At 67.6% G+C, this 22,839-nt stretch carries 21 protein-coding genes and 1 pseudogene; 14 read left to right on the top strand and 8 right to left on the bottom strand.

Annotated features, from left to right (window positions below; translation table 11 throughout):
* The first annotated feature begins 3 nt into the window (after positions 1–3).
* Positions 4–1,638, top strand: a complete 1,635-nt coding sequence (locus tag KXC42_RS02885) for a long-chain-fatty-acid--CoA ligase (protein WP_219129900.1) — start codon at positions 4–6, stop codon at positions 1,636–1,638.
* A gap of 118 nt (positions 1,639–1,756) precedes the next feature.
* Positions 1,757–2,278 (top strand): DUF3253 domain-containing protein, encoded by a 522-nt coding sequence (locus KXC42_RS02880; RefSeq protein WP_039585826.1) that lies wholly within the window; start codon positions 1,757–1,759, stop codon positions 2,276–2,278.
* Here KXC42_RS02880 and KXC42_RS02875 read toward each other — a convergent pair.
* From KXC42_RS02875 to KXC42_RS02860, 4 genes and pseudogenes are all read right to left on the bottom strand, one after another.
* Positions 2,244–2,471, bottom strand: a pseudogene (locus tag KXC42_RS02875) (nitronate monooxygenase); the annotation flags it as partial. The gene KXC42_RS02880 and the pseudogene KXC42_RS02875 sit on opposite strands and share 35 nt — an antisense overlap.
* Before the next feature lie 93 nt (positions 2,472–2,564).
* Entirely contained in the window at positions 2,565–3,785 is a 1,221-nt protein-coding gene (locus tag KXC42_RS02870) for a CaiB/BaiF CoA-transferase family protein (RefSeq protein ID WP_094979489.1), read from the bottom strand.
* A gap of 275 nt (positions 3,786–4,060) precedes the next feature.
* Positions 4,061–5,173 (bottom strand): nitronate monooxygenase family protein, encoded by a 1,113-nt coding sequence (locus KXC42_RS02865; protein ID WP_019290098.1) that lies wholly within the window; start codon positions 5,171–5,173, stop codon positions 4,061–4,063.
* Positions 5,174–5,181: 8 nt separating this feature from the next.
* The gene (locus tag KXC42_RS02860) at positions 5,182–6,849 is read right to left on the bottom strand and encodes an acyl-CoA synthetase (RefSeq protein ID WP_019290099.1); all 1,668 of its coding nucleotides are present in this window, start codon (positions 6,847–6,849) and stop codon (positions 5,182–5,184) included.
* A 45-nt stretch (positions 6,850–6,894) separates the two neighbouring features.
* On the opposite strand from KXC42_RS02860, the gene KXC42_RS02855 reads away from it, so the two are divergent.
* Together KXC42_RS02855 and KXC42_RS02850 are read left to right on the top strand one after the other, a co-directional pair.
* Positions 6,895–7,782: a crotonase/enoyl-CoA hydratase family protein gene (locus tag KXC42_RS02855; protein WP_232333431.1), complete on the top strand. Its 888-nt coding sequence runs from the start codon at positions 6,895–6,897 to the stop codon at positions 7,780–7,782.
* A 141-nt stretch (positions 7,783–7,923) separates the two neighbouring features.
* Positions 7,924–9,453 (top strand): AMP-binding protein, encoded by a 1,530-nt coding sequence (locus KXC42_RS02850; RefSeq protein WP_006551910.1) that lies wholly within the window; start codon positions 7,924–7,926, stop codon positions 9,451–9,453.
* Between the two features lie 75 nt (positions 9,454–9,528).
* Here the strand turns inward: KXC42_RS02850 and KXC42_RS02845 are convergent, their stop codons facing one another.
* Positions 9,529–10,566, bottom strand: a complete 1,038-nt coding sequence (locus KXC42_RS02845) for an LLM class F420-dependent oxidoreductase (RefSeq protein WP_039585819.1) — start codon at positions 10,564–10,566, stop codon at positions 9,529–9,531.
* 90 nt (positions 10,567–10,656) lie between these two features.
* Between KXC42_RS02845 and KXC42_RS02840 the strand changes: the two genes are divergently transcribed.
* The 7 genes from KXC42_RS02840 to KXC42_RS02810 are packed head-to-tail and all read left to right on the top strand — an operon-like array spanning position 10,657 to position 17,086.
* Positions 10,657–11,628, top strand: a complete 972-nt coding sequence (locus tag KXC42_RS02840) for a Zn-ribbon domain-containing OB-fold protein (RefSeq protein WP_219129899.1) — start codon at positions 10,657–10,659, stop codon at positions 11,626–11,628.
* 13 nt (positions 11,629–11,641) lie between these two features.
* The gene (locus KXC42_RS02835) at positions 11,642–12,703 is read left to right on the top strand and encodes a thiolase domain-containing protein (protein ID WP_006551913.1); all 1,062 of its coding nucleotides are present in this window, start codon (positions 11,642–11,644) and stop codon (positions 12,701–12,703) included.
* Positions 12,703–13,878 (top strand): thiolase domain-containing protein, encoded by a 1,176-nt coding sequence (locus tag KXC42_RS02830; protein WP_006551914.1) that lies wholly within the window; start codon positions 12,703–12,705, stop codon positions 13,876–13,878. Before KXC42_RS02835 ends, KXC42_RS02830 begins: the two co-directional genes overlap by 1 nt.
* Positions 13,879–13,886: 8 nt before the next feature.
* The gene (locus KXC42_RS02825; protein WP_006551915.1) at positions 13,887–14,768 is read left to right on the top strand and encodes a TIGR03619 family F420-dependent LLM class oxidoreductase; all 882 of its coding nucleotides are present in this window, start codon (positions 13,887–13,889) and stop codon (positions 14,766–14,768) included.
* Positions 14,765–15,178 carry a nuclear transport factor 2 family protein gene (locus KXC42_RS02820; RefSeq protein WP_219129898.1) on the top strand — a complete coding sequence of 138 codons (414 nt, stop codon included), beginning with the start codon at positions 14,765–14,767 and terminating at the stop codon, positions 15,176–15,178. The genes KXC42_RS02825 and KXC42_RS02820 overlap by 4 nt, the downstream gene beginning before the upstream one ends.
* 9 nt (positions 15,179–15,187) lie before the next feature.
* Positions 15,188–15,760: an NTP transferase domain-containing protein gene (locus KXC42_RS02815; protein ID WP_016931884.1), complete on the top strand. Its 573-nt coding sequence runs from the start codon at positions 15,188–15,190 to the stop codon at positions 15,758–15,760.
* A gap of 60 nt (positions 15,761–15,820) precedes the next feature.
* On the top strand, positions 15,821–17,086 hold the full coding sequence (locus KXC42_RS02810; RefSeq protein WP_064061701.1) for a hypothetical protein: 1,266 nt from the start codon (positions 15,821–15,823) through the stop codon (positions 17,084–17,086).
* An 82-nt stretch (positions 17,087–17,168) separates the two neighbouring features.
* On the opposite strand, the gene KXC42_RS02805 is transcribed toward KXC42_RS02810, so the two are convergent.
* The gene (locus tag KXC42_RS02805; protein ID WP_033096884.1) at positions 17,169–18,422 is read right to left on the bottom strand and encodes a cytochrome P450; all 1,254 of its coding nucleotides are present in this window, start codon (positions 18,420–18,422) and stop codon (positions 17,169–17,171) included.
* 180 nt (positions 18,423–18,602) lie between these two features.
* Between KXC42_RS02805 and KXC42_RS02800 the strand changes: the two genes are divergently transcribed.
* From KXC42_RS02800 to KXC42_RS02790, 3 genes are all read left to right on the top strand, one after another.
* Positions 18,603–19,766 carry a steroid 3-ketoacyl-CoA thiolase gene (locus KXC42_RS02800; protein WP_033096885.1) on the top strand — a complete coding sequence of 388 codons (1,164 nt, stop codon included), beginning with the start codon at positions 18,603–18,605 and terminating at the stop codon, positions 19,764–19,766.
* 1 nt (position 19,767) lies between these two features.
* Entirely contained in the window at positions 19,768–20,241 is a 474-nt protein-coding gene (locus KXC42_RS02795; protein WP_006551921.1) for a nitroreductase family deazaflavin-dependent oxidoreductase, read from the top strand.
* A 90-nt stretch (positions 20,242–20,331) separates the two neighbouring features.
* Entirely contained in the window at positions 20,332–20,991 is a 660-nt protein-coding gene (locus tag KXC42_RS02790) for a GNAT family N-acetyltransferase (protein WP_006551922.1), read from the top strand.
* Positions 20,992–21,049: 58 nt separating this feature from the next.
* Here the strand turns inward: KXC42_RS02790 and KXC42_RS02785 are convergent, their stop codons facing one another.
* On the bottom strand, positions 21,050–21,964 hold the full coding sequence (locus KXC42_RS02785; RefSeq protein WP_006551923.1) for an SDR family oxidoreductase: 915 nt from the start codon (positions 21,962–21,964) through the stop codon (positions 21,050–21,052).
* Positions 21,961–22,737, bottom strand: a complete 777-nt coding sequence (locus tag KXC42_RS02780) for an SDR family oxidoreductase (RefSeq protein ID WP_006551924.1) — start codon at positions 22,735–22,737, stop codon at positions 21,961–21,963. The genes KXC42_RS02785 and KXC42_RS02780 overlap by 4 nt, the downstream gene beginning before the upstream one ends.
* Positions 22,738–22,839 lie beyond the last annotated feature (102 nt).

The following is a 22,839-nucleotide window of genomic DNA, read 5'->3' as shown; positions in this document are numbered from 1 at the left end:
CGCATGACCGCCTTCACCGTCACCGAACTGCTCGAACGACTCGCCGACGTCGACGATCGAGGACTGCGCTTCGAGGAGACCGAACTGTCCTGGCGCGAACACGTCGCACAGTCCCGGCGACGCGCCGCATTGCTGCGCGACCTGCTCGACGGCCCGGCACCGAAGCACATCGGGATCCTCATGGACAACGTCCCGGAGTTTTCGTTGCTGCTCGGCGCCGCGGCCTTCTCCGGTTCGGTGGTGGTGGGCCTGAACACGACCCGGCGCGGTGCGGCGCTCGCCCGCGACATCGCGCTCGCCGACTGCCTGGTCGTGTTCACCGAGGCCGCACATGCGTCCCTGCTCGACGGTGTGGATCTCGGCGACGTGCGGGTGATCGACGTCGACTCCCCCGAGTGGACGGCGATGCTCGCCCCGTTCGCCGGCACGGTCGTGGAGACTGCCGCGCATTCCCCCGACGACCTGTTCATGCTGATCTTCACGTCGGGCACGAGCGGCGACCCGAAGGCCGTGCGGTGCACGCACCGCAAGTTCACCGATCCCGCGACGATGCTCGCCACGCGGTTCGGTCTCGGCTCCGACGACACCGTGTACGTGTCGATGCCCCTGTTCCACTCCAACGCGATGATCGCCGGCTGGTCGATCGGACTCGCCGCGCGCGGCAGCATCGCTCTGCGTCGCCGGTTCTCGGCGTCGGGTTTCCTTCCCGACGTCCGCCGTTACGGCGTGACCTTCGCGAACTACGTCGGCAAACCACTGTCGTACATCGTGGCGACACCCGAACACCCCGACGACCACGACAACCCGCTGCGCATCATGTACGGCAACGAGGCGTCTGCCACCGCCGTCGCCGAGTTCACCCGCCGTTTCGGCGCGCGGGTGGTCGACGGCTTCGGCTCGACCGAGGGCGGCATCGCGATCGCCTCGGCTCCCGACGCCCCGGCCGGATCCCTCGGCAGACTTCCCGAGGGCATCGAGATCCTCGATCCCGAGACGGGGCAACGCTGCCCGGCAGCGGTGTTCGACGCGAACGGCAGGATCACCAACGCCGACGCCGCGACGGGCGAGCTCGTCAACGTGCGCGGTGCCGGTCTGTTCGACGGCTACTACAACAATCCCGAGGCCGACGCCGAACGCCTCCGCGACGGGCGCTATCACAGCGGCGACCTCGCCTACCAGGACGAGAACGGTTTCGTGTACTTCGCCGGGCGCAGTTCGGGCTGGCTCCGGGTGGACGGTGAGAATCTCGGTGCGGCGCCCATCGAGCGAATCCTGATGCGGTATGAGGGCTTCGTTCAGGTCGCGGTGTACGGGGTGCCCGACCGGCAGGTCGGCGACCGCGTGATGGCCGCCGTGATTCCCGCTGCGGATTCCGACTTCGACCCGGTCGCGTTCGCGCGTTTCCTCGATGCACAGACCGATCTCGGCCCCAAGCAGATGCCCGGTCTGATCCGTATCTGCCGCGAATTCCCCCGCACCGCGACCTTCAAGGTCCTGACCCGTTCTCTGGCCGCCGAACGCTGGTCCTGCACCGATCCGGTCTGGATTCGGGAACGTGGCGATTCCGAATTCCGGCTGTTGTCGGACGAACTGGCGCAGCTTCTCGAACCGGCCTCCCTCGGCACTTCTGCGCGATAGCGTCGTCGCCCCTCGGCCGACGCGCTCCCGCGCGTACAGTTGTGCCGCGACGGTGGTTGTTCGGCGACAAGTCCGGAAGGACTTCCGTCGCCGTCGAGTCGAGTGACGGGCGGGACCGATGGACACCGACGGGTCATCCGGAGGGGCGGAGCGCACGCCGGACGGCAGATATGTGGTGGTGAACGGGCGGCGCTGGCGTGCCACCGATCCCACGATTCCTGAACCGTTGCAAAAGCAACTCGTGGCGGAGTTGATGCGCGCTCGGCGTCTCGTGAAGAGCGACGGCGACTCCGCACGGCACCGCGTCCAGGACGCGAAGGTCGCGCTCGGTGAACGCGGGCATCCGTGGTGGGAACCACGCGACGAGTATGCGGATCGTGAACGGCTGGCGGCCACGATCTGCGCGCTGCTCCGGGAACGGGATCCGTCCACCATCTGTCCCAGCGACGCCGCGCGGGTCGCGGGTGGCGACTCGTGGCGCGACCTCATGGACGCCGCACGCTCGGTGGCCGCCGAACTCGAACGCAGCGAACACGTGGTGATCACGCAGAAGGGCGAGCCGGTGGACATGGAGACGGCACGAGGTCCGATCCGGATTGCACCCGGACCGAACCTCGAGCACCCTCGTCCCTCCCCGTGAGACGAATCCGAGCGATGATGATGTCGACACCGGCGTCGGCGTGCTTGCGGGCCTGCTTCGGCGAACCGCACAGCGCCGCGACCTTGCGACCGGCTTTGTGGATGTGCTCGATCATGTCGGCCGGCGGGGTGCCGAGTGCGTTGGCGATGAGCGTGACCTTCGGATGCTGCAGCGCCACCTCCACCTGCGGGGTGACCTTGCGCGGAAGGTACGCAACAACGGACGAAGGCTCGCAACACCGGTAGTGACTGCCGACGTTGCGAGCGTTCGCCTCGCGTTGCGTACCTCAGATGATTCCGCGCTCGCGCAGTTCCTTCTGCTCGATGTCGCTCAGTCCGAGGATCTCGCCGTAGACCGCCGCGTTGTCGTATCCCGCGACGGGCGGGCCGGCACGACGCACCGAACCCGGCGTCCCGGTGAGCGTCGGCACCACACCGGGGCCGAGTACGTCTGCGCCGGTGCGCTCGTCGTGATGCGGAACGATCATGTCCCGTGCCCGGAACTGCGGATCGGCGACGACCTCCGCGACGGTGTTCACCGGCCCGGACACCACACCCGACGACGACAAGTGCGCCAGCAGGTCGTCGAGCGTCCACGTCGCCGCCCACTCGCCGATGAGGGCGTCGAGCTCGTCCTGGTTCACGCCGCGCGCGAGGTGGTCGGCGAAGCGCGGGTCGTCGGCGAGCTCGGGGCGCTCCATCGCCGCGCACAGGCGACGGAAGACGGTGTCCTGGTTGGCGGCGATGACGATCCACATGTCGTCGGACGTCCGGTACAGGTTCGACGGGGCGATGCCCTCGAGCCGGGTGCCGGAGGGGCCGCGGACGACGCCTGCGACGTCGTAGTCGGGGATCACCGATTCCTGGATCGCGAGGCACGCCTCGGTGAGCGCCACGTCGACGACCTGCCCGCGTCCGGTCCGTTCGCGGCCGAGCAGCGCGGCGAGGATGCCCTGCACGGCGAACATCCCGGCGAGGGAGTCGCCCAGGGAGAGCGCGAGTCGCGGGGGCGCCTGCCCGGGATAGCCGTTCAGGTGCCGCAGACCGCTCTCAGCCTCGGCCACGGACGCGTAGCCGGCCTGCCCGGCCTTGGGACCGGTCTGCCCGTATCCGGAGACGCGAGCCAGCACGATGCCCGGATTGATCTCGGAGAGCAGGTCGTAGCCGAGCCCCCACTTCTCGAGCGTGCCGGGACGGAAGTTCTCGACCACCACGTCGGACTCGGCGACGAGACGCCGGAACAGTTCCTGCCCGTCGGGCGCCCGCAGATCGAGGGTGATGCACCGCTTGTTGCGGGCGTGCACCGTCCAGAAGAAGCGGTGCCCGTCCCGTTCGCCCTGCCCCCAGGTGCGGAGCGGGTCGGGCCGCTTCGGGTCCTCGATCTTGATGACGTCGGCGCCCATGTCGCCGAGCAGGCGTCCTGCATACGGCCCGGCGATCAGGGTGCCCAGTTCGAGCACCCTGATGTCCGTGAGCGCTCCGGTTGCCTGCGACTCGGCCTGTGTCACTGCGTCTTCCGTCCTCTGCTCGGTAACCGAGGTGAACGGCCTCCTCCTCGGTGAACGCTTCGAGTCCGCTGCGGTGCGGTTCACGACCGGTACCGCTCGCGTCACGTCCACCCCCAGGGTAGTGCCGGATCGGGCACACCTCAGCCGTCGACCCCCACCCCCGACCGCCGCTGCCCCCTGTCCGGCGACACCCCGGCCGACGCAGATCCCGGAAAGGGACGATGCCCGGGGCGGATCACTCCACCCCGGGCACCTGCCACCCCACCACTGTGGTCCTATCGCGCCTCGTTCAGCCGATCGACGGCCTCGTCGTAGCCCCGCACGAGGTCGGCCATGATCTCCGCGACGGGACGGATCTCGTTCATCCGCCCCACCACCTGCCCGACCGGCATCGCGACGGCCTCGGGGTCATCGGCCGCCGACATGCGCTGATGCGCCTCGCTCACCAGGATGTTCTGTAGCGGCATCGGCAGCGGTTCGGGCGCACCGGGTTTCGACCACGCCTCCGTCCACTTGGTCTTGAGCAGACGCGCGGGCTTTCCCGAATAGATCCGCGACCGCACGGTGTCGGACGAGCTCGCTCCGAGCAACGCGCGCTGGATCGACGACGGACCGTGCGCGGCCGCCCCGAGCTTGTACTCCGAGGTGGTGAGCCAGTACGAACCCATCCACACACCGGAGGCGCCGAGGGCCAGCGCCGCCGCGACCTGCCGTCCCGATCCCACACCACCGGCGGCGAGCACTGCCGCGGAATCGCCGAGCGCGTCGACGATTTCGGGCCACAGCACCATCGATGCGATCTCACCCGTGTGCCCGCCGGCCTCGTAGCCCTGCGCGATCACGATGTCGACACCGTTCTCGACGTGCCGCTTCGCGTGCTCGACCGCACCCGCGAGTGCCGCGACCGGCACTCCCTTCTCGTGCGCGAGGTCGATGACGTCCTTCGGCGGCGACCCCAGGGCGTTGGCGATCAGGGCGGGCCGGTGTGCGAGTGCCACGTCGACGTGCGAACGCGCGACCGAATGCAGCCAGCCCAGAACACCGCTCGCCTTGCCGACGTCGTCGGACAGCGGCGGCACACCGAGTTCTTCGAGCGTGCGGTTGACGAAGGCACGGTGTTCGGCGGGGATCAGTTTGTCGAGGTCCACCGCGGTGCCTTCGGTGGGCACCTTGGCGGGCATCACGATGTCGACGCCGTACGGTTTGCCGTCGGTGTTCTCGTCCATCCAGGTCAGGACGGCGTCGAGTTCCTCCGGGTCGTTGAACCGCACACACCCGAGGACACCGAGTCCACCCGCGCGGCTGATCGCCGCCGCGACGTGTTCGGAAGGCGTGAATCCGAAGATCGGATACTCGATACCGAACTTCTTGTTGAGGCCGGTCTGCATGCGTCCTTCTATCCCGTCGCCGCGGCGCCGTTGCCGTCGCCGTTGTTGTAGACCTCGTCGGCCGGACGCAATCCGGTCTGGTCCTTGGCCCACCGGTAGTCGGGCTTGCCGGCCGGCGACCGCTTGATCTCGTCGACGAACCACACCGCGCGCGGCACCTTGTACCCTGCGATCTTCGACCGTGCCGTCGTCATGAGTTCGTCGAGCGTCGTCTGCTCGCCCTCGCGCAGGGCGACGACGGCGCAGACCCGCTCGCCGAAGCGCTCGTCCGGCACACCGACCACCAGGGCGTCGAAGACCGCCGGGTGCTGCTTGAGTGCGCCCTCGACCTCTTCGGGGTAGACCTTCTCGCCGCCGCTGTTGATCGAGACCGAACCGCGGCCGAGCATTGTGACGGTGCCGTCACCCTCGACGCGCGCGTAGTCACCGGGGATCGAGTAGCGGATCCCGTTGTACTCGCGGAAGGTCGCCTTGGTCTTGGCTTCGTCCTTGTAGTAGCCGAGCGGGATGTTGCCGGTGCGCGCGACCATGCCGACCTTTCCGGAACCCGGTTCGATCGGGTTGCCGTCGTCGTCGAGGACGGTGGTCGACTCGTCGATCTTCACCGTGGGGCCGCCGCCGAGGGTCTTGCCCTTCTCGGCGATGCCGATGCCACCGAAGCCGGTCTCGGACGAGCCGATGGAGTCGGTGATGATCTTGCCGGGCAGCAGGTCGAGGAAACGGTCCTTGATGGACGGGGAGAACAGGGCCGCACTCGATGCCATGGCGAACAGGGTCGAGAGGTCGTAGGGCTGACCGGTGGCCGGGTTGCCCTCCTCCAGTGCGTCGAGCATGGGGCGGGCCATGGCGTCGCCGGTGATGAAGATGACGTTGACCTTGTGGTCGTCGATGATGCGCCACACCTCGTGGCCCGAGAACTCGGGGTGCATGACGACCTTGCCGCCGCTGAACAATGACTGGAACAGCGCCCACTGGGCGCCACCGTGGATCATCGGCGGGATGGGATAGCGCACGAGACCGGGATTCTCGGCGCCCTCCTTCGCCAGCTGCCATTCGTCCTTGACCCATTCCCCGGTCATGAAGTTGATACCGCCGCCGAGGACGCGCCACACGTCCTCGTGACGCCACATCACGCCCTTGGGGTGACCGGTGGTGCCGCCGGTGTAGAGCATGTAGATGTCGTCGGCGCTGCGGTCTTCGAAGTCGCGTTCCGGGTTGCTCTGCGCCAGTGCCGCTTCGTATTCGATGCCGCTATAGGCCGAGAAGTCGACGTCGGTGCCGTCCTCGACCACCACGACGGTCTTCACCAGCGGAGTGTTCGGCAGGACGTTCGCGACCTTGTCGGAGTAGCGACGTTCGTGGACGAGCGCGACCATGTCGGAGTTGTCGAAGATGTACTGCAACTCGTTCTCGACATAGCGGTAGTTGACGTTGATCATGATCGCGCGGATCTTGAAGACCGCGATCATCGCCTCTACGGCCTCGATGGTGTTGCGCGAGTAGATGCCGACCTTGTCGCCCGGCTTCACACCTTGTTCGCGCAGGTAATGAGCAAGTCGGTTGGCTCGTTCCTCCAGCTGTGCGTAGGTGACCTCACGTCCGTCCGAGGCCAGCGCGACGCGCTCGGGAACGAGGTCGATTGCGTGTTCGACGAGGTCTGCGATGTTTAGGGCCACGCTGACAAAAGTAGAACGTGTTACCGTTTCTGACAAGACCTGAATATGATCCAGTTCACAATCCTGCGAGGAGTCCCGCCAGTGTCCGCTACCGAAGCCCCCGGCGCAGCCGATTCGGACATTTCGTCCCGCGCACCGCATTGCCTCGTCGAGCAACGCGGCCACGTTCTGATCGTCACTCTCAACCGCCCCGAGGCACGAAATGCGCTGTCCGGCGAAATGATGGCGATCATGAACGAGGCCTGGGATCGCGTCGACAACGATCCCGAGATCCGCGTCGCGATCCTCACCGGCGCCGGTGGAGCGTTCTGCGCGGGTGCCGATCTCAAGGCCATGAATGCAGCGCCTCCCGGAGACAAGTTCGAGCAGGGCGAGCGGAGCAACGGCGGTGGGTGGGATCTCAGTCGGCTCCCCGCACTACTGAAGGGCCGCCGTCTGACGAAGCCACTCATCGCGGCCGTCGAGGGTGCCGCCATCGCCGGTGGCACCGAGATCCTGCAGGGCACCGACATCCGTGTCGCCGGCGAGAGCGCGAAATTCGGCGTCTCCGAGGCGAAGTGGGGATTGTTCCCGCTCGGCGGATCCGCCGTGCGCCTCGTCCGGCAGATCCCGTACACGATCGCCGCCGACATCCTGCTCACGGGCCGCCACATCAAGGCCGCCGAGGCCAAGGAGATCGGGCTCATCGGCTACGTCGTCCCCGACGGCACCGCACTCGACAAGGCCCTCGAGATCGCCGAGACGATCGCGAACAACGGCCCGGTCGCCGTGCAGGCCATCCTCCGGACCATCCGCGACGCGGAAGGTCTGCACGAGGAGGAGGCGTTCCGGATCGACGCCGAACTGGGCGCCGCCGTCTTCAAGAGCGCCGACGCCAAGGAGGGGCCGCGGGCGTTCGCGGAGAAGCGTGCCCCGAAGTTCTCGGGTTCCTGACCTGCGCCACTGTGGACCGCACTCCCACCCGTGAGAGCACGGTCACAACCATCTCCTTAGCTCTGCTACATTGTCGGCCGTGATCCAGACCACAAGATCACAGTGTTCGTCGAGGCGATGTCGAGGCAATGAGGAGCCCCCATGTATCCAGGAGTGCACGCCCGAACCGCCCCGGACAAACTCGCCGTCGTCCTGGCCGACAGTGGCCGGAGCCTGACCTACCGCGAACTCGACGACCGGTCAGCGGCGCTCGCCCGAGTGCTGCACGATGCCGGGCTCCGCCCCGGCGACGTCGTCGCCCTCCTCACCGACAACCGGCCGGAGGCATTCGAGGTGTTCTGGGCCGCAATGCGGTCCGGGCTGTACATCACGGCGGTCAACAGCCACCTCACCGCCGGCGAGGTGGCGTACATCGTCGAGGACAGCGGCGCGAAGGCCCTGATCGTCTCGACGACGCTGGGTGAGCTTTCCGAACAGGTCGGCGAGAAGGTCACGATCGGTTCCGCGCGACTCGCGTTCGGCGGCGCCGTGCGCGGTTTCGAGTCGTACGAGGACGCCCTCGCCGGGGCCGGTCCGCGGCTCGAGGAGGAACCGTGCGGCGCCATCATGCTGTACTCGTCCGGAACCACGGGCTTCCCCAAGGGAATCCAGCCGGATCTCCCGGAACGTCGCGTCGACGAACCCGGTGAGCCGCTGGTGACGGTGGCGCAGTTCCTCTTCGGCCTCACCGACTCCGACGTCTACTACTCCCCCGCCCCGATCTATCACGCAGCGCCTCTGCGCTGGGGTGGGGCGATCCACGCGCTCGGCGGCACGGTGGTCCTGGCCGAGAAGTTCGACGCCGAGACCGCGCTCCGGCACATCGAGGAGCACAAGATCACCGCCGGGCAGATGGTGCCGACGATGTTCGTCCGCATGCTCAAGCTCGACGACGAGATCCGTGCCCGCCACGACCTGTCGAGTCTGCGCGTGCTCGTCCACGCCGCCGCGCCGTGCCCGCCGGAGGTCAAGCGGTCGATGATCGACTGGCTCGGACCGGTGATCTACGAGTACTACAGCTCCACCGAGGCCAACGGGATCACGTTCATCAACAGCCAGGAATGGCTCGAACACCCGGGTTCGGTCGGCAAGAGCGTGCTCGGGCCCGCGCACATCTGCGACGAGGAAGGGCGGGAACTCCCGGCCGGTGAGGTGGGGACCATCTACCTCGAGTACGAGAAGGTTCCGTTCTCGTACCACAACGATCCCGAGAAGACCGCGGCGTCGCAGCATCCCGAGCATCCCACATGGACCACGGTCGGCGACCTCGGTTACCTCGACGAGGACGGTTATCTGTATCTGACCGACCGCAAGTCGTTCACGATCATCTCCGGCGGAGTGAACATCTATCCGCAGGAGATCGAGAACGTGCTCGCCCTGCACCCGGCCGTCGAGGACGTCGCCGTCATCGGCGTACCCCATCCGGAGATGGGCGAGGAGGTCAAGGCCGTCGTGCAGGTGTCGTCCGGTGCCACCACATCACCCGATCTCGCCGACGACCTCATCGCGTACGTCCGCGAGCGGGTCGCCCACTTCAAGGTGCCGCGGTCGGTGGACTTCGTCGACGAACTGCCCCGCACCCCCACGGGCAAGCTGGTGAAGGGCAAGCTGAAGGCGGCCTACGCCTCCTGACGCCACACGCGGCGGGCGGAAGCCGTCCTCACGGAACGGTTTCCGCCCGCCGTGGCGTTGGCCCAGTACCACGGTCTAGCGCAACACCACCTCGGCGATCGTGCGCACCTGGTCGACGTCACGGCATCCGGCCAGGAGCATCGTCACGCCGGCCTCCTCCCACCGCTTCACGCCTTCGCGTACCTCGTCGGCATTGCCGACGATCATCGTCTCGGTGACCATCTCGTCCGGGATCGCTGCCGCCGCTTCGTCCTTACGGCCGGCACGGAACAGCGCGGTCACCTCGTCGACCACGGCCTCGTATCCCATCCGCCGGTAGACCTGCGCGTGGAAGTTCAACTCCGGCGCGCCCATTCCCCCGACGTACAGTGCCGTCACCGGTTTCATCGCCGCGATCGTCCCTGCGCGGTCGTCCGTGATCACCACCTGGCAGGTCGCCGCGATCTCGAAGTCCTCGCGGGTGCGCCGGGCGCCCGGCCGGGCGAACCCCTCGTCGAGCCACTCGTCGTACATCGGCGCCAGGCGCGGGGTGTAGTAGATCGCGAGCCAGCCGTCGGCGATCTCGGCGGTGAGCGCGACGTTCTTCGGACCTTCGGCACCGATCCAGATCGGGATGTCCGACCGCAGCGGATGCGTGATGGGCTTGAGCGGTTTACCGAGCCCGGTTGATCCGGTGCCTGCGTAGGGCAGCGGGAAGTGCGGTCCGTCGCCGGTCACCGGCGCTTCGCGCGCGAGCACCTTGCGGATCACGTCGACGTACTCGCGGGTCCGTGCGAGGGGCTTGGCGAACGGTTGCCCGTACCAGCCCTCCACCACCTGTGGCCCCGAGACGCCGAGGCCGAGGATGTGCCGGCCACCCGAGAGGTGATCGAGCGTGAGCGCGTGCATCGCGCAACTCGTCGGAGTACGCGCGGAGATCTGCACGACGGACGTGCCGAGCCGCACCCGTTCGGTGGACGAACCCCACCAGGCGAGAGGAGTGAATGCGTCGGACCCCCACGATTCGGCAGCGAAGACGGCGTCGAATCCTTCGGCCTCGGCCGCAGCAACAAGTTCCGGCGCGTTCGGAGGTGGCTGGGCACCCCAGTAACCGAGTTGCAGTCCCAGTTTCATTGGACGCCTTTCCTGTCGGACGAATTGTGGCGAGGTGCAGTTCGCGTGCCGCTCTTGCCAGCACCACTAGAACCTGTTCTACTCGAAATTGTGAGCCTGGGAAAGAGCGCGGTTGCCGAGCCACCGCTGAGCGCACCGCTGAATCTGAAGTTCGACTACACACGATCCACCGGGCCGACCGTCGGAGCCTTCGTCACCGGGCTGCGCGACGGCCGCATTCTCGGCGCGCGCGGATCCGACGGACGGACCCTCGTCCCGCCCCCCGAATTCGACGCGGTCACCCATGAACCGCTCACCGATGTCGTCGAGGTCGGGCAGACCGGCACCGTGGTGAGCTGGACGTGGAACGCCGAGCCGTTGCCCGGACAGCCCTTCGACCGGCCGTTCGCATGGGCGCTGATCCGCCTCGACGGAGCCGACACGACGCTGCTACACGCGGTCGACGTCGCGTCGCCGGACGAGATCGCGACGGGTCTGCGTGTGCGCGTGCGCTGGGCGGCCGAGCGCACCGGCGCGATCCACGACATCGAGGCATTCGAACCCGGCGAGTCGACCCTCACCGTGGAAGCGGCCGAGGGTGAACCGGTCACCATGATCACCACTCCCGTCGACCTGGACTACCGGCACTCCGCCTCCCCCGAGGAATCCTGGTACCTGCGAGGGTTGAAGGACGGCAGGATCATCGGTGGCCGCACCGGCCCGGGCGGGAAGGTCTACGTGCCCCCGCGCGGTGCGAGCCCCACCGACGGTGTACCGACGAAGGAACCCGTGGAAGTGTCCGACAAGGGCATCGTCACCACCTTCTGCATCGTGAACGTGCCGTTCCTCGGCCAGCAGATCGAGCCGCCCTATGTCGCCGCCTACGTACTGCTCGACGGTGCCGACATCCCGTTCCTGCACCTGATCCTCGAATGCGATGCGTCCGAGGTGCGGATGGGCATGCGTGTCGAAGCGAAATGGCGTCCTCGCGAGGAGTGGGATCACACGCTGCGCAACATCGAGTACTTCCGTCCCACCGGCGAACCCGACGCCGACTACGACACCTTCGAACACCACCTCTGAGAGCGGCGGACACATGACAGACATCGCAGTCGTCGGCTTCGCGCACGCTCCGCACGTGCGCGAGACGTTCGGCACCACCAACGGCGTCGAGATGCTCGTCCCGTGTTTCCAGGAGCTGTACGGCAAGCTCGGCATCACCAAGTCCGACATCGGTTTCTGGTGTTCGGGTTCCTCCGATTACCTTGCCGGACGAGCATTCTCGTTCATCTCGGCGATCGATGCGATCGGCGCCGTCCCGCCCATCAACGAATCGCACGTCGAGATGGATGCGGCCTGGGCGCTCTACGAGGCGTGGGTCAAGCTCATCACGGGTGAGGTCGACACCGCCCTCGTGTACGGCTTCGGCAAGTCCTCGGCCGGCACTCTGCGCCGAACCCTGTCCCTGCAGCTCGATCCGTACCTCGTGGCACCGCTCGGCGTCGACTCCGTCTCGCTCGCCGGTCTGCAGGCCCGCATGGGTCTCGACTCCGGCAAGTGGAGCGATCGCGAGATGGCCGAGGTCGCGGTGCGCAGTCGCGCGGCCGCGAAGAACAATCCGAAAGCCCAGCTCTCGGGCGATCTCGACATCGAGGGCCTGCTCTCGCAGCCGTACATCGCCGACCCGTTGCGTAAGCACGACTGCGCCCCCGTCACCGACGGCGCGGCCGCGATCGTCCTCGCGACCGGCGACCGGGCGCGCGAGCTGTGCGAGAACCCGGCGTGGATCACCGGGATCGAGCATCGCACCGATTCACCGAACTTCGGCGCACTCGATCTGACCGTCTCACCCTCGACCCGGGCCGCAGCGCAGGCCGTCACCGGCGGGGACACCGCCTTCGACGTCGCCGAGTTGCATGCACCGTTCACGCACCAGGAACTCATCCTGCGCGAGGCGATCGGCCTGGGCGAGTCGACGACGATCAACCCGTCCGGTGGGCCGCTGACGGGCAACCCGATGTTCTCCGGCGGTCTCGAGCGCATCGGTTACGCAGCGCAGGCGATCATGGACGGCACGGCCGGACGTGCACTCGCGCACGCGACGAGCGGTGCTGTGCTGCAACAGAATCTGGTAGCCGTTCTGGAGGGACGCAACTGATGGCGAAGCAACCCGCAGCTGTCCTCGGAACCGGGCAGACCCATTACGTCGCCAAGCGGCACGACGTGTCGATGTCCGGCCTCGTCCGCGAGGCGATCGACCGCGCCATGACGGACGCCCAGGTGGGCTGGGACGACATCGACGCCGTGGTGATCGGCAAGGCCCCCGACCTGTTCGAGGGCGTCATGATGCCCGAACTGTCGATGGTCGACGCCATCGGCGCCACGGGCAAGCCGATGCTGCGCGTGCACACCGCCGGGTCCGTCGGGGGCTCGACGGCGAACGTCGCGGCAAGCCTCGTCCAGGCCGGCGTGCACCGCCGGGTACTCGCGGTGGCCTGGGAGAAGCAGTCCGAGTCGAACGCGATGTGGGCGCTGTCCACACCGGTCCCGTTCACCATGCCGGTCGGTGCCGGCGCGGGCGGCTACTTCGCGCCGCACGTCCGTTCGTACATCCGCCGGTCCGGTGCGCCCGAGCACATCGGGGCGATGGTCGCGGTCAAGGACCGCCTCAACGGCGCGAAGAATCCGTACGCGCATCTGAAGCAGCCCGAGATCACCCTCGAGAAGGTGCAGGCCTCGCAGATGCTGTGGGATCCGATCCGGTACGACGAGACGTGCCCGTCGTCCGACGGTGCGTGCGCGGTCGTGCTCGGCGACGAGGACACCGCGAAGGCCGCCGAGCAGGCCGGCCGCCGGGTGGCGTGGATCCATGCCACGGCGATGCGCACCGAACCCACCACCTACGCCGGGCGCGATCAGGTGAATCCGGAGGCCGGACGGGTCGCTGCCGCAGCACTGTGGAAGCAGGCCGGTATCACCGATCCGCTCGGCGAGATCGACTGCGCCGAGATCTACGTGCCGTTCTCGTGGTTCGAGCCGATGTGGCTCGAGAACCTCGGTTTCGCGTCCGAGGGGTCGGGGTGGAAACTCACCGAGGCCGGCGAGACGGCGATCGGCGGTCGGCTTCCGGTCAACATGTCCGGCGGCGTGCTCTGCTCCAACCCCATCGGGGCATCGGGCATGATCCGGTTCGCCGAAGCCGCGATCCAGGTGATGGGCACGGCGGGAGATCACCAGGTCGACGGCGCCCGCAAGGCACTCGGACATGCCTACGGCGGTGGATCCCAGTACTTCTCCATGTGGGTGGTGGGCTCCGACCGGCCCACGAATTAGGAGGCATCATGGTCTCGTTCACCGTCGGGGTCGCGATGACCCCACTCGACCAGCTCACCGGCATCGCGCAGACCGCCGAGGAGTGCGGATACACCTCGATCGCACTGCCCGACTCCCTGTTCTACATGGAGAAGCAGACGGTCGACTATCCGTACACCCCCGACGGTTCGCGGATGTGGACGCCCGACACCCCCTGGGTGGATCCGCTCATCGCCGCGGCGTCGATGGCGGCGAGCACGTCGACGATCCGGTTCTACACCCAGGTGCTCAAGCTCGGCTCCCGCAATCCGGTGCTGCTGGCGCGGCAGGTCGGATCCGTTGCGAACCTCACCGGGAACCGGTTCGGACTGGGTGTCGGAATCGGCTGGGCGCCGGAAGAATTCGAGTGGTGCGGTGTGCCCTACGCGAAGCGCGGCAAGCGCGTCGACGAGATGATCGACGTTCTGAAGCTGATCCTCGACGGCGGCATGGTCGAACATCACGGCGAGTTCTACGACTTCGACCGGCTGCAGATGAGTCCCGCGCCCACCGCACCGGTACCGCTCTACGTCGGTGGGCACACCGAGGTGGCACTGCGTCGTGCGGCCCGGGTCGGTGACGGTTGGACGTCGGCGATGATCGGGTTCGACGATCTGGTCGGGGTCATCACCCGACTGCGCGAATTGCGGGCCGAGTACGGCCGCAGCAACCTGCCGTTCGAGATCCAGACGGTGTGTGTCGACAGGTTCGGTGGTTCCGGTTACGCCGAACTGGCCGACGCCGGGGTCACCGACATCATCGTGGTGCCGTGGATCTTCGACGGCCACGGTTTCGACTCCCCGCTCGAGGCGAAGCAGGAATCGCTGCGGAAGTTCGCCGACAAGTACATTCCCGGAAGGGATGCCGCATGAGCGAGGAACACCCGGCGCGTATCGCAGCGAAGGCGTCGCAGGCGGCGGCGAGCGGGAAACGCAAGGACGAGTGGCTCGCGCTGTTCGCGGAGAACGCGTGCATCGAGGATCCGGTGGGTCCGTCCGGCTTCGATCCGGAGGGCAAGGGGCATCACGGTGCCGAGGCGATCGCGAAGTTCTACGACATGACCATCGCGAACACCGACAAGCTCGAGTTCCTCGTCGACGACGTGCTGGTCTGCGGCGACGAATGCGTCAACATCGGCACTATCCGTACGACGATGGCAGGCAATCTGATCGATGCGGAGGGCGTGTTCGTCTACCGCGTGGACGACGACGGGAGGATCGTCTCGCTGCGTGCGTTCTGGGAAGTGGACCGCGCGATGAAAACCGTGCGCCCCGTCTCGTAGAGTCGGGCCATGGGCACAGCCGGGATCGTTCTTGCGGCAGGGGACGGCTCGCGACTGGGCGGACGGGCGAAAGCGCTGCTCCCCCACCGCGGCCGTCCCCTGCTGCATACCGTCGTCGAGGCACTGCTCGAAGGTGGTTGTGACGACGTGATCGTGGTCGTGGGCGCATTCGGCGACGATGTGGCCGCCGCGTGCCCTACCGGAGCGACAACGGTCTACAACCCCGACTGGACCGTCGGCATGTCGACATCCCTGCGCCGCGGGGTCGACGCGGCACGAGCCCACCAGAGGGTTGCGCTCACCGTCGTCGATTTTCCCGGCATCACAGCCGAATTGGTCCGCCATCTCCTGGATGTGCACCACACGGGGACGGTGACGCTCCCCGTCTTCGGAGATCACCCCGGTCACCCGGTGGTCTTCGACATCGCCGATGCGCTGGGCGCCGCCGCCGACGCCACCGGCGACGAGGGCGCGCGGTCCTTCCTCGCCCGCAATCGTGAACGCGTGCGGCGTCTCGACTGCACCGGGCTCGCCGACCCCGGAGACGTCGATACCCCCGAGGATCTTCGCCGCCTGACCTGATCGCATCGTCGCCCGGCGTGTCGGCGCCGCGTCCCGGTGACCGCTCGGAGAAGGTAGGGGGTGCCCTCCTGGATTCTCTACGCACTCGCAGCCGTCGGCAGTTTCACCGCCGGAACCGTCCTCGCCGCGCCGAGCGTCGACACCTATCCACTCGATACCGGGTTCGGTTTCGGTGCCGTGGAGACTTCGGGTATCACCGCGTCTGCCACGGGAGCGCTCGTCGCCGCGTCGATCGCGCTGTGGTTACGCCACCGGGTGGGCGCGCTCGGCGCCGTCGTGGCCGGAGCCGCACTCGTGGCGGTCGTCGCCCTGCCGGGTGCGTGGCGGTTCGACATGTACGTCTCGGCGGTCGGTGCAGGCCTGGTGCTCGGTGCCCTCGTCGTCTGCTGCGCCCGAACTGCGGGCACCCGGCTCCCCGCGGTGATGACCGGTGGCGTCGTTGCCGCGCTGCTCACCGCGGAACCCGTCGCGGAATACCGGGAGTTCGCGGCCTCCTCGTCCGGAAGCGCCGTGTACCTCGAGGTGTCGGCGCAGCCCGCCAACACAGTGTGGACGGTTCTCTCGGTGACTGTCATCGCGGTGGCAACAGCGGCTCTCGTGATGCGTGCCGGTGCTCCCGATTCGGTCGACGAACGACGATGGGATGTGAGGGAAACGGTGGTCGGTATCGGCCTACCGCTCGTCGCCGTCGTGCTGTATCGGTCTCTTCACAGTGCCGTGTGGTCTCCGGATGCGAGTCCCGGCGGGAACGGGCGATGGCTGTGGGGCATCGTCGCTGTCCCACTCGTGATCGGTGCTGCCCTGTGGCTGCGCGAGAGAAGCGGAGCGGTCCTGCTCGCCGCCTTCGCGGTGGCCGTCGCCGCGGGTACCGCTCCCTCGTGGATTCCCGGCGGATGGTTCCTGCCGGCCGTGATGGTCGTGCTCGCCGCCGTCGGCGCGTGGCTGGGCCGTCGCGCGCCGAGGCCGACGGCCGGAGTGGGCGTGCTCGCGTTCGTCACGATCACGGCGATCTTCACTCGTGCGCCCTGGGACAACGTCCACCTCCTGGCGACCTTCTTCGTTCTTCCGGTGGCAGCCGCGTACACGATCAGCGCGGCACTACCGTCGACGAGCGCGGTCACCGCCGCGTCCTTCTCGCTGCCCGCCGTGATGGCGTTGCCTCTGCTCACCCGATTCGGATGGACCGCCTACACGCCTCTCACCGATTCTCCGTCCGGGTGGACGCCGGACTCGTGGACGGTTCTCACGACCGGTGTATCGGTAGCCGGTGTGCTCGCGGCGGGGGCCGCGATGTGGTGGATCGGCCGCAGGTCCGAGGTCCTGTAGACGACACGGGATGTGCGAGGTCCCCGGGCGCGCAGGGGCGGCCGGGGACCTCGATGTTCGGTTCGGTCGGTGTTCGGTTCGGTCAGTGCTGGACCGGGCACCCACCCGAGGTCTTGTAGTCGACCTGGAATTCCTTGATGCCGTTGAGCCAGCCCGACCGCAGACGGTGCGGGTCGCCGATCTTCGTGATGTCCGGGATGTGATCGGCGATCGCGTTGAAGATCAGGTCGATCTCCATACGTGCGAGGTTCGCGCCCAGGCAGTAGTGCGCGCCCGTTCCACCGAATGCCAGGTGCGGGTTGGGATCACGAAGGATGTCGAACTCGCGGGGGTTGTCGAACACTTCTTCGTCGTTGTTGGCCGACGCGTACAGCATGACGACGCGATCGCCCTTCTTGATCGTCTGCCCGCCGAGTTCGGTGTCCTCGAGGGCGGTGCGCTGGAACGACGTGACCGGGGTGGCCCAGCGGATGATCTCGTCGGCGGCGGTCTTCGGCCGGTCGCGCTTGAAGATCTCCCACTGCTCCGGATTGTCGAGGAACGCCGCCATGCCGTGGGTGATCGCGTTGCGGGTGGTCTCGTTGCCGGCCACCGCGAGCACGATGAAGAAGAAGCCGAACTCCTCGGGAGCGAGTTCGTCACCGTCGATGTCGGCCTCGATGAGGGTGGTGACGATGTCGTCGGCCGGGTTCTCCTTGCGGGCCGCGGCCATCTGGTAGGCGTACCCGAGGACTTCCATGGACGCTGCCGCCGGATCGGCGGTGTTGTCCGGATCGTCGTAGCCCGTCATCTGGTTGGACCACTCGAAGAGCTTGGCGCGATCCTCCTGCGGCACACCGATGAGGTCGGCGATGGCCTGCAGCGGCAGTTCCGCGGCGATCTGCGTGACGAAGTCGCCCCGACCGGCCTGGCAGGCCTCCTGGACGATCATCTTGGAGCGACGGTCGAGCTCGTCGCGCAGGCCGTTGATCGCACGGGGCGTGAAGCCTCGGGCGACGAGTTTGCGCAGCTTGGTGTGCTCGGGGGCGTCCTTGTTGAGCAGGACGTGACGTTGCAGCTCGACGGCCTCACGAGGAATGTCGTCGTTGAACCGCGGAATCGCAGTGTTCTCCCAGTTGGAGAACACGTCGCTCCGGCGGGAGACCTCTCGGACCTCCTCGTGCCGGGAGACAACCCAGAAACCCTCGTCGTGGAAACCACCGACGTCGGGAGACTTCTTGTTCCACCACACCGGTGCCGTCTTACGCAGTTCCGCGAACTCTTCGAACGGCATACGGTCTGCGTACAGATCGGGGTCGGTGAAGTCGATGTCTTCGGGGATGTTCGGCTGCGCCACTGATATCTCTCCTGCCCTGGCGAGTACCGCTCGCGTGATTTGTAACACGTTCTAGAACCATTCAAACACAGGCGCGCCGCGCGACCAAGAGATCTGCACGTCCCGTGGATAATCGAGTTCTGTTGCCTCTCGGAGAAACCTGTTCTATTTTGCGAAGAACGTAGGAGAAAGGAGCCCGAAGTGGGCACACCAGTCATCGTCGAGGCCGCACGGACCCCGATCGGCAAGCGGGGTGGATGGCTCGCGGGCCTGCACGCTGCCGAGATCCTGGGCGCCGTCCAGGCCGGACTCGTCGAACGCGCCGGCATCGACGCCGAGCTCGTCGAACAGGTCATCGGTGGCTGCGTCACCCAGGCGGGCGCCCAGTCCAACAACATCACCCGCACCGCATGGCTCAACGCGGGGCTGCCCTGGCAGGTCGGCGCGACCACCATCGACGCCCAGTGCGGATCGGCGCAGCAGGCCAATCACCTCATCGCAGGCCTCATCGCCACCGGCGCCATCGACGTGGGCATCGCCTGCGGCATCGAGGCGATGACCCAGGTGCCCCTCGGCGCCAACGTCGGCGACCAGGCGGGCCCGCGCCGGCCGGAGTCCTGGAGCATCGACATGCCCAACCAGTTCGAGGCCGCCGAACGCATCGCGCGGCGCCGCGGCATCACCCGCGAGGACGTCGACGCACTCGGCGTGCGCTCACAGCAGCTCGCGAAGCAGGCCTGGGACGAGGGCCGGTTCGACCGCGAGGTGCTGCCGGTCGTCGCACCCGTCGTCGACAAGGAGGGCAACCGCACCGGCGAGAAGGCGACCGTCACCCGCGACCAGGGTCTGCGCGAGACGTCGGCCGAGTCGCTGGCGAAGCTGAAGCCCGTGCTCGAGGGTGGCATCCACACCGCCGGCACCTCGTCGCAGATCTCCGACGGAGCCGCGGCCGTGCTGCTCATGGATTCCGACCGCGCGAAGGCACTCGGACTGAAGCCGCGGGCGCGGATCGTCGCGCAGGCTCTCGTCGGCGCCGAACCCGAGTTCCACCTCGACGGCCCGGTCCAGGCCACCGCGAAGGTTCTCGAGAAGGCGGGCATGAGCGTCGGCGATCTCGACCTGTTCGAGGTCAACGAGGCGTTCGCGTCGGTGCTGCTGTCCTGGGCCCAGGTGCACGGACCCGACATGGACAAGGTCAACGTCAACGGTGGCGCGATCGCGCTCGGCCACCCCGTCGGATCCACCGGCTCCCGCCTCATCACCACCGCGCTGCACGAGCTCGAGCGGCGTGACGCGTCGACCGCTCTGATCTCGATGTGCGCCGGTGGAGCGCTGGCGACGGGCACCATCATCGAGCGCATCTGACATGGGCACCGAAGCGGCGCCGAAGGGCCTCGACTCGAAGGCCACGATCTCGATCATCAAGTGGATGTCGCGGTTCAACGTCGCGGCGTACCGGGCGACCGGCGGTCGCATCGGCGGGAAGTGGCGCGTGGGAAGCGCCTTCCCGTGGGGCATCCCGGTGTGCCTGGTGACCACGATCGGGCGGAAGACCGGGCAACCGCGAACGGTCCCGCTGCTGTTCCTCGAGGACGGCGACAAGGTGGTCCTCGTCGCCTCCCAGGGAGGACTGCCCAAGCACCCCTTGTGGTTCCGCAACATCCAGGCGAACCCGGAGACCACGGTGCAGATCAAGTCGCGCATCCGGACCATGCGGGCGCGGGTCGCGAGCGACGAGGAACGAGCGGCCTACTGGCCACGTCTGACGGCGATGTACCCGGACTTCGACAACTACCAGTCGTGGACCGACCGTGTGATTCCCGTCGTCGTGTGCGAGTGAGCGTCCCTCCCGGCACGGCTCGCCGGGACGGTCCCGTGCGGGAATACTGAGTCTCGTACGTCCAGGTTCTCGACGAAGGGATGTCGCACGATGGAAACCACCGATCACGACAAGGTGCTCGACCGGCGGGAAATCGCGGCCGCGCTGCTCCGGGCGCTCGAACGACGCCACGAGGTGCTCGACGTGATCGTCGAGAGCAAGGATCGGGGCGACGCGGTCGCGAAGCTCGCCTCGCTGCTCGACACCGACGAGTTCTGCGCGGAGGCCGTGCTGAACCTTCCGTTCCGCCGTCTGACCCAGGCGGAGCGGAAGAAGATCCGTGAAGAACTCGACGATCTCGATGCGGTGCTGCAGTGGACGACGGCGGCGCGTCCGTACGCGACCGGCGCGCATTTCCGGTTGCGGCCCATTTCCCACAGCGCGGCCGACACGGCGCTGTTCAAGCAGCGCTGCGCCGACCAGCTGGGTGACGACAGCGACGAACAGGTCGAATCCGAGCGGCAGCGCGGCAGCGAGCTGATGGACGACGAGTCCGGCATGTGGCTTGTGGCCGAAGATCTTTCGGGCGACGAGCCGAAGGCCATCGGGTTCGCGTTCGGCGAGCTGACCGGCAACGAGGTCGAGGTGCGGATCTGGGTGCATCCCGAGTTCCGCAAGCAGGGTTACGGCACCGCCACGCTCAAGCAGGCACGTTCCGAACTCGCTGCCTACTTCCCCGGCTCCACCCTCATCGTCCGCACGCCCGCCTAGAGCGGCGACGCCGTCCGTGCGCGTTTCCGGTGATTACCACCGGAAACGCGCGGGGACATCACGCTCCGTAGACCGGCGTCGGCGGCTGCGACGCTGCGATCAGCTTCTCGACGACGGGACCGAGTTCCTTCGGATCCCAACGGTCGCCCTTGTCGATCGCCTCACCGTGGCGCCACCCGTCGGCCAGCGACACCTTGCCGCCCTCGGCCTCGAACACGCGACCGGTCACGTCCTTCGCTTCGGCACTGCCGAGCCACACGACCAGCGGCGAGACGTTCTCCGGCGCCATGGCGTCGAAACCCTCTTCGGGTGCGGCCATCATCTCGGCCATCGCGCCACCGGCCCCGACGGTCATGCGGGTGCGTGCCGAGGGTGCGATCGCGTTGACGGTTACCCCGTAGCGGCCGAATTCGGCTGCGGCCTGGATCGTGAGCGTCGCGATACCGGCCTTGGCGGCGGCGTAGTTGCCCTGGCCGATGCTGCCCATCAGGCCGGCACCCGAGCTGGTGTTGATGATGCGGGCGTCGACGGGGTTGCCGGCCTTGGCCTCGGCGCGCCAGTAGGTCATGGCGTGACGCATCGGCGCGAAGTGCCCCTTGAGGTGCACGCGGATGACCGCGTCCCACTCCTCTTCGCTCATGTTGGCGAGCATGCGGTCGCGCAGGAATCCGGCGTTGTTGACGAGCACGTCGAGCCGGCCGAAGTTGTCGAGGGCGGTCCTGACGAGGTTCTCGGCGCCGGCCCAGTCGGCGACGTCGTCGCCGTTGACGGCGGCCTCTCCCCCGGCCGCACGGATCTCCTCGACGACCAGCTCACCGGGGCTCTCCCCCGTGGCGGTTCCGTCACTGCCGACACCGATGTCGTTGACGACGACCTTCGCACCCTCCGCGGCGAAGGCGAGGGCGTGGGCGCGACCCAGTCCTCGTCCGGCGCCGGTCACGATGACGACGCGCCCGTCCAGCAGTCCACTCACTTCGTCTCCTTCGTTTCGGCCGCTGCCATGTAGGCAGGGCGTTCACCGCCGCCGTGGACGGTCAATGTCGATCCGCTGACGTAGGCCGACAGCGGAGAGGCCAGGAATGCGGCGCAGTGGCCGATATCTTCGGGCTGGGCCAGCCGTCCCAGCGGAACGGTCTCGCCGACTGCTGCGACGCCGGCCTTGTCTCCGTAGAACAGGTGCGACTGTTCGGTTTCGACCAGGCCGACCACCACCGAGTTCACCCGTACCTTCGGGGCCCACTCGACGGCGAGCGACTGTGCGAGGCTGTCGACGCCTGCCTTGGCCGCACCATATGCCGCGGTGCCCGGCGAGGGGCGGGATCCGCTCACGCTCGAGATGTTGACGATCGAGCCGCCGGTGTCCTGCTTCTGCATCACCGCGTTGGCGGCCTGCGCGACCAGCAGCGGGGACAGCAGGTTCAGTTCCACGATCTTGGCGTGGAACTTCGGGCTGGCATCGGCCGCCAGCGCGTACGGTGACCCGCCGGCATTGTTCACCACGGCGTCGAGCCGCCCGTGGCGGTCGACGATGGTCTCGATCAGCGCGGCCACCTGATCGGCATCGCGGACGTCGCACGTCAGGAACTCCGCGGTCCGCCCGTCCACCTCGAGAGGCTGTTCGGGCTCGTTGCGAGCGCACGTCACGACGGTCGCACCGGCACGCAGGAACACCCTGGTGATGCCTGCACCGACTCCCCGTATTCCCCCGGTGACGAGCACGACCGCGCCGTCGAGTCCCAGATCCATTCGCTGCCTCCACGTCATTCATCCCGCGGGATGCGCGGGTCTCACGTCGACAACTTACCAAGCAATCGCTTGGTTCGGTACCGGCTCCCCCTCACCCCGCCA

This window comes from Rhodococcus sp. LW-XY12, assembly GCF_019317345.1.
GTDB lineage: Bacteria > Actinomycetota > Actinomycetes > Mycobacteriales > Mycobacteriaceae > Rhodococcus > Rhodococcus pyridinivorans.
Note: the sequence above shows the minus strand (reverse complement) of the source record. Positions and strands in the feature narration are given on the sequence as shown.

Excerpts from the sequence above, each read along its gene's own strand:
- KXC42_RS02830 (WP_006551914.1), top strand. The coding sequence starts at position 12,703 with ATGGCGAAGCAACCCGCAGCTGTCCTCGGAACCGGGCAGACCCATTAC.
- KXC42_RS02820 (WP_219129898.1), top strand. The coding sequence starts at position 14,765 with ATGAGCGAGGAACACCCGGCGCGTATCGCAGCGAAGGCGTCGCAGGCG.
- KXC42_RS02790 (WP_006551922.1), top strand. The coding sequence starts at position 20,332 with ATGGAAACCACCGATCACGACAAGGTGCTCGACCGGCGGGAAATCGCG.
- KXC42_RS02850 (WP_006551910.1), top strand. The coding sequence starts at position 7,924 with ATGTATCCAGGAGTGCACGCCCGAACCGCCCCGGACAAACTCGCCGTC.
- KXC42_RS02825 (WP_006551915.1), top strand. The coding sequence starts at position 13,887 with ATGGTCTCGTTCACCGTCGGGGTCGCGATGACCCCACTCGACCAGCTC.
- KXC42_RS02795 (WP_006551921.1), top strand. The coding sequence starts at position 19,768 with ATGGGCACCGAAGCGGCGCCGAAGGGCCTCGACTCGAAGGCCACGATC.
- KXC42_RS02815 (WP_016931884.1), top strand. The coding sequence starts at position 15,188 with ATGGGCACAGCCGGGATCGTTCTTGCGGCAGGGGACGGCTCGCGACTG.
- KXC42_RS02780 (WP_006551924.1), bottom strand. The coding sequence starts at position 22,737 with ATGGATCTGGGACTCGACGGCGCGGTCGTGCTCGTCACCGGGGGAATA.
- KXC42_RS02855 (WP_232333431.1), top strand. The coding sequence starts at position 6,895 with ATGATCCAGTTCACAATCCTGCGAGGAGTCCCGCCAGTGTCCGCTACC.
- KXC42_RS02835 (WP_006551913.1), top strand. The coding sequence starts at position 11,642 with ATGACAGACATCGCAGTCGTCGGCTTCGCGCACGCTCCGCACGTGCGC.
- KXC42_RS02880 (WP_039585826.1), top strand. The coding sequence starts at position 1,757 with ATGGACACCGACGGGTCATCCGGAGGGGCGGAGCGCACGCCGGACGGC.
- KXC42_RS02885 (WP_219129900.1), top strand. The coding sequence starts at position 4 with ATGACCGCCTTCACCGTCACCGAACTGCTCGAACGACTCGCCGACGTC.
- KXC42_RS02865 (WP_019290098.1), bottom strand. The coding sequence starts at position 5,173 with ATGCAGACCGGCCTCAACAAGAAGTTCGGTATCGAGTATCCGATCTTC.
- KXC42_RS02845 (WP_039585819.1), bottom strand. The coding sequence starts at position 10,566 with ATGAAACTGGGACTGCAACTCGGTTACTGGGGTGCCCAGCCACCTCCG.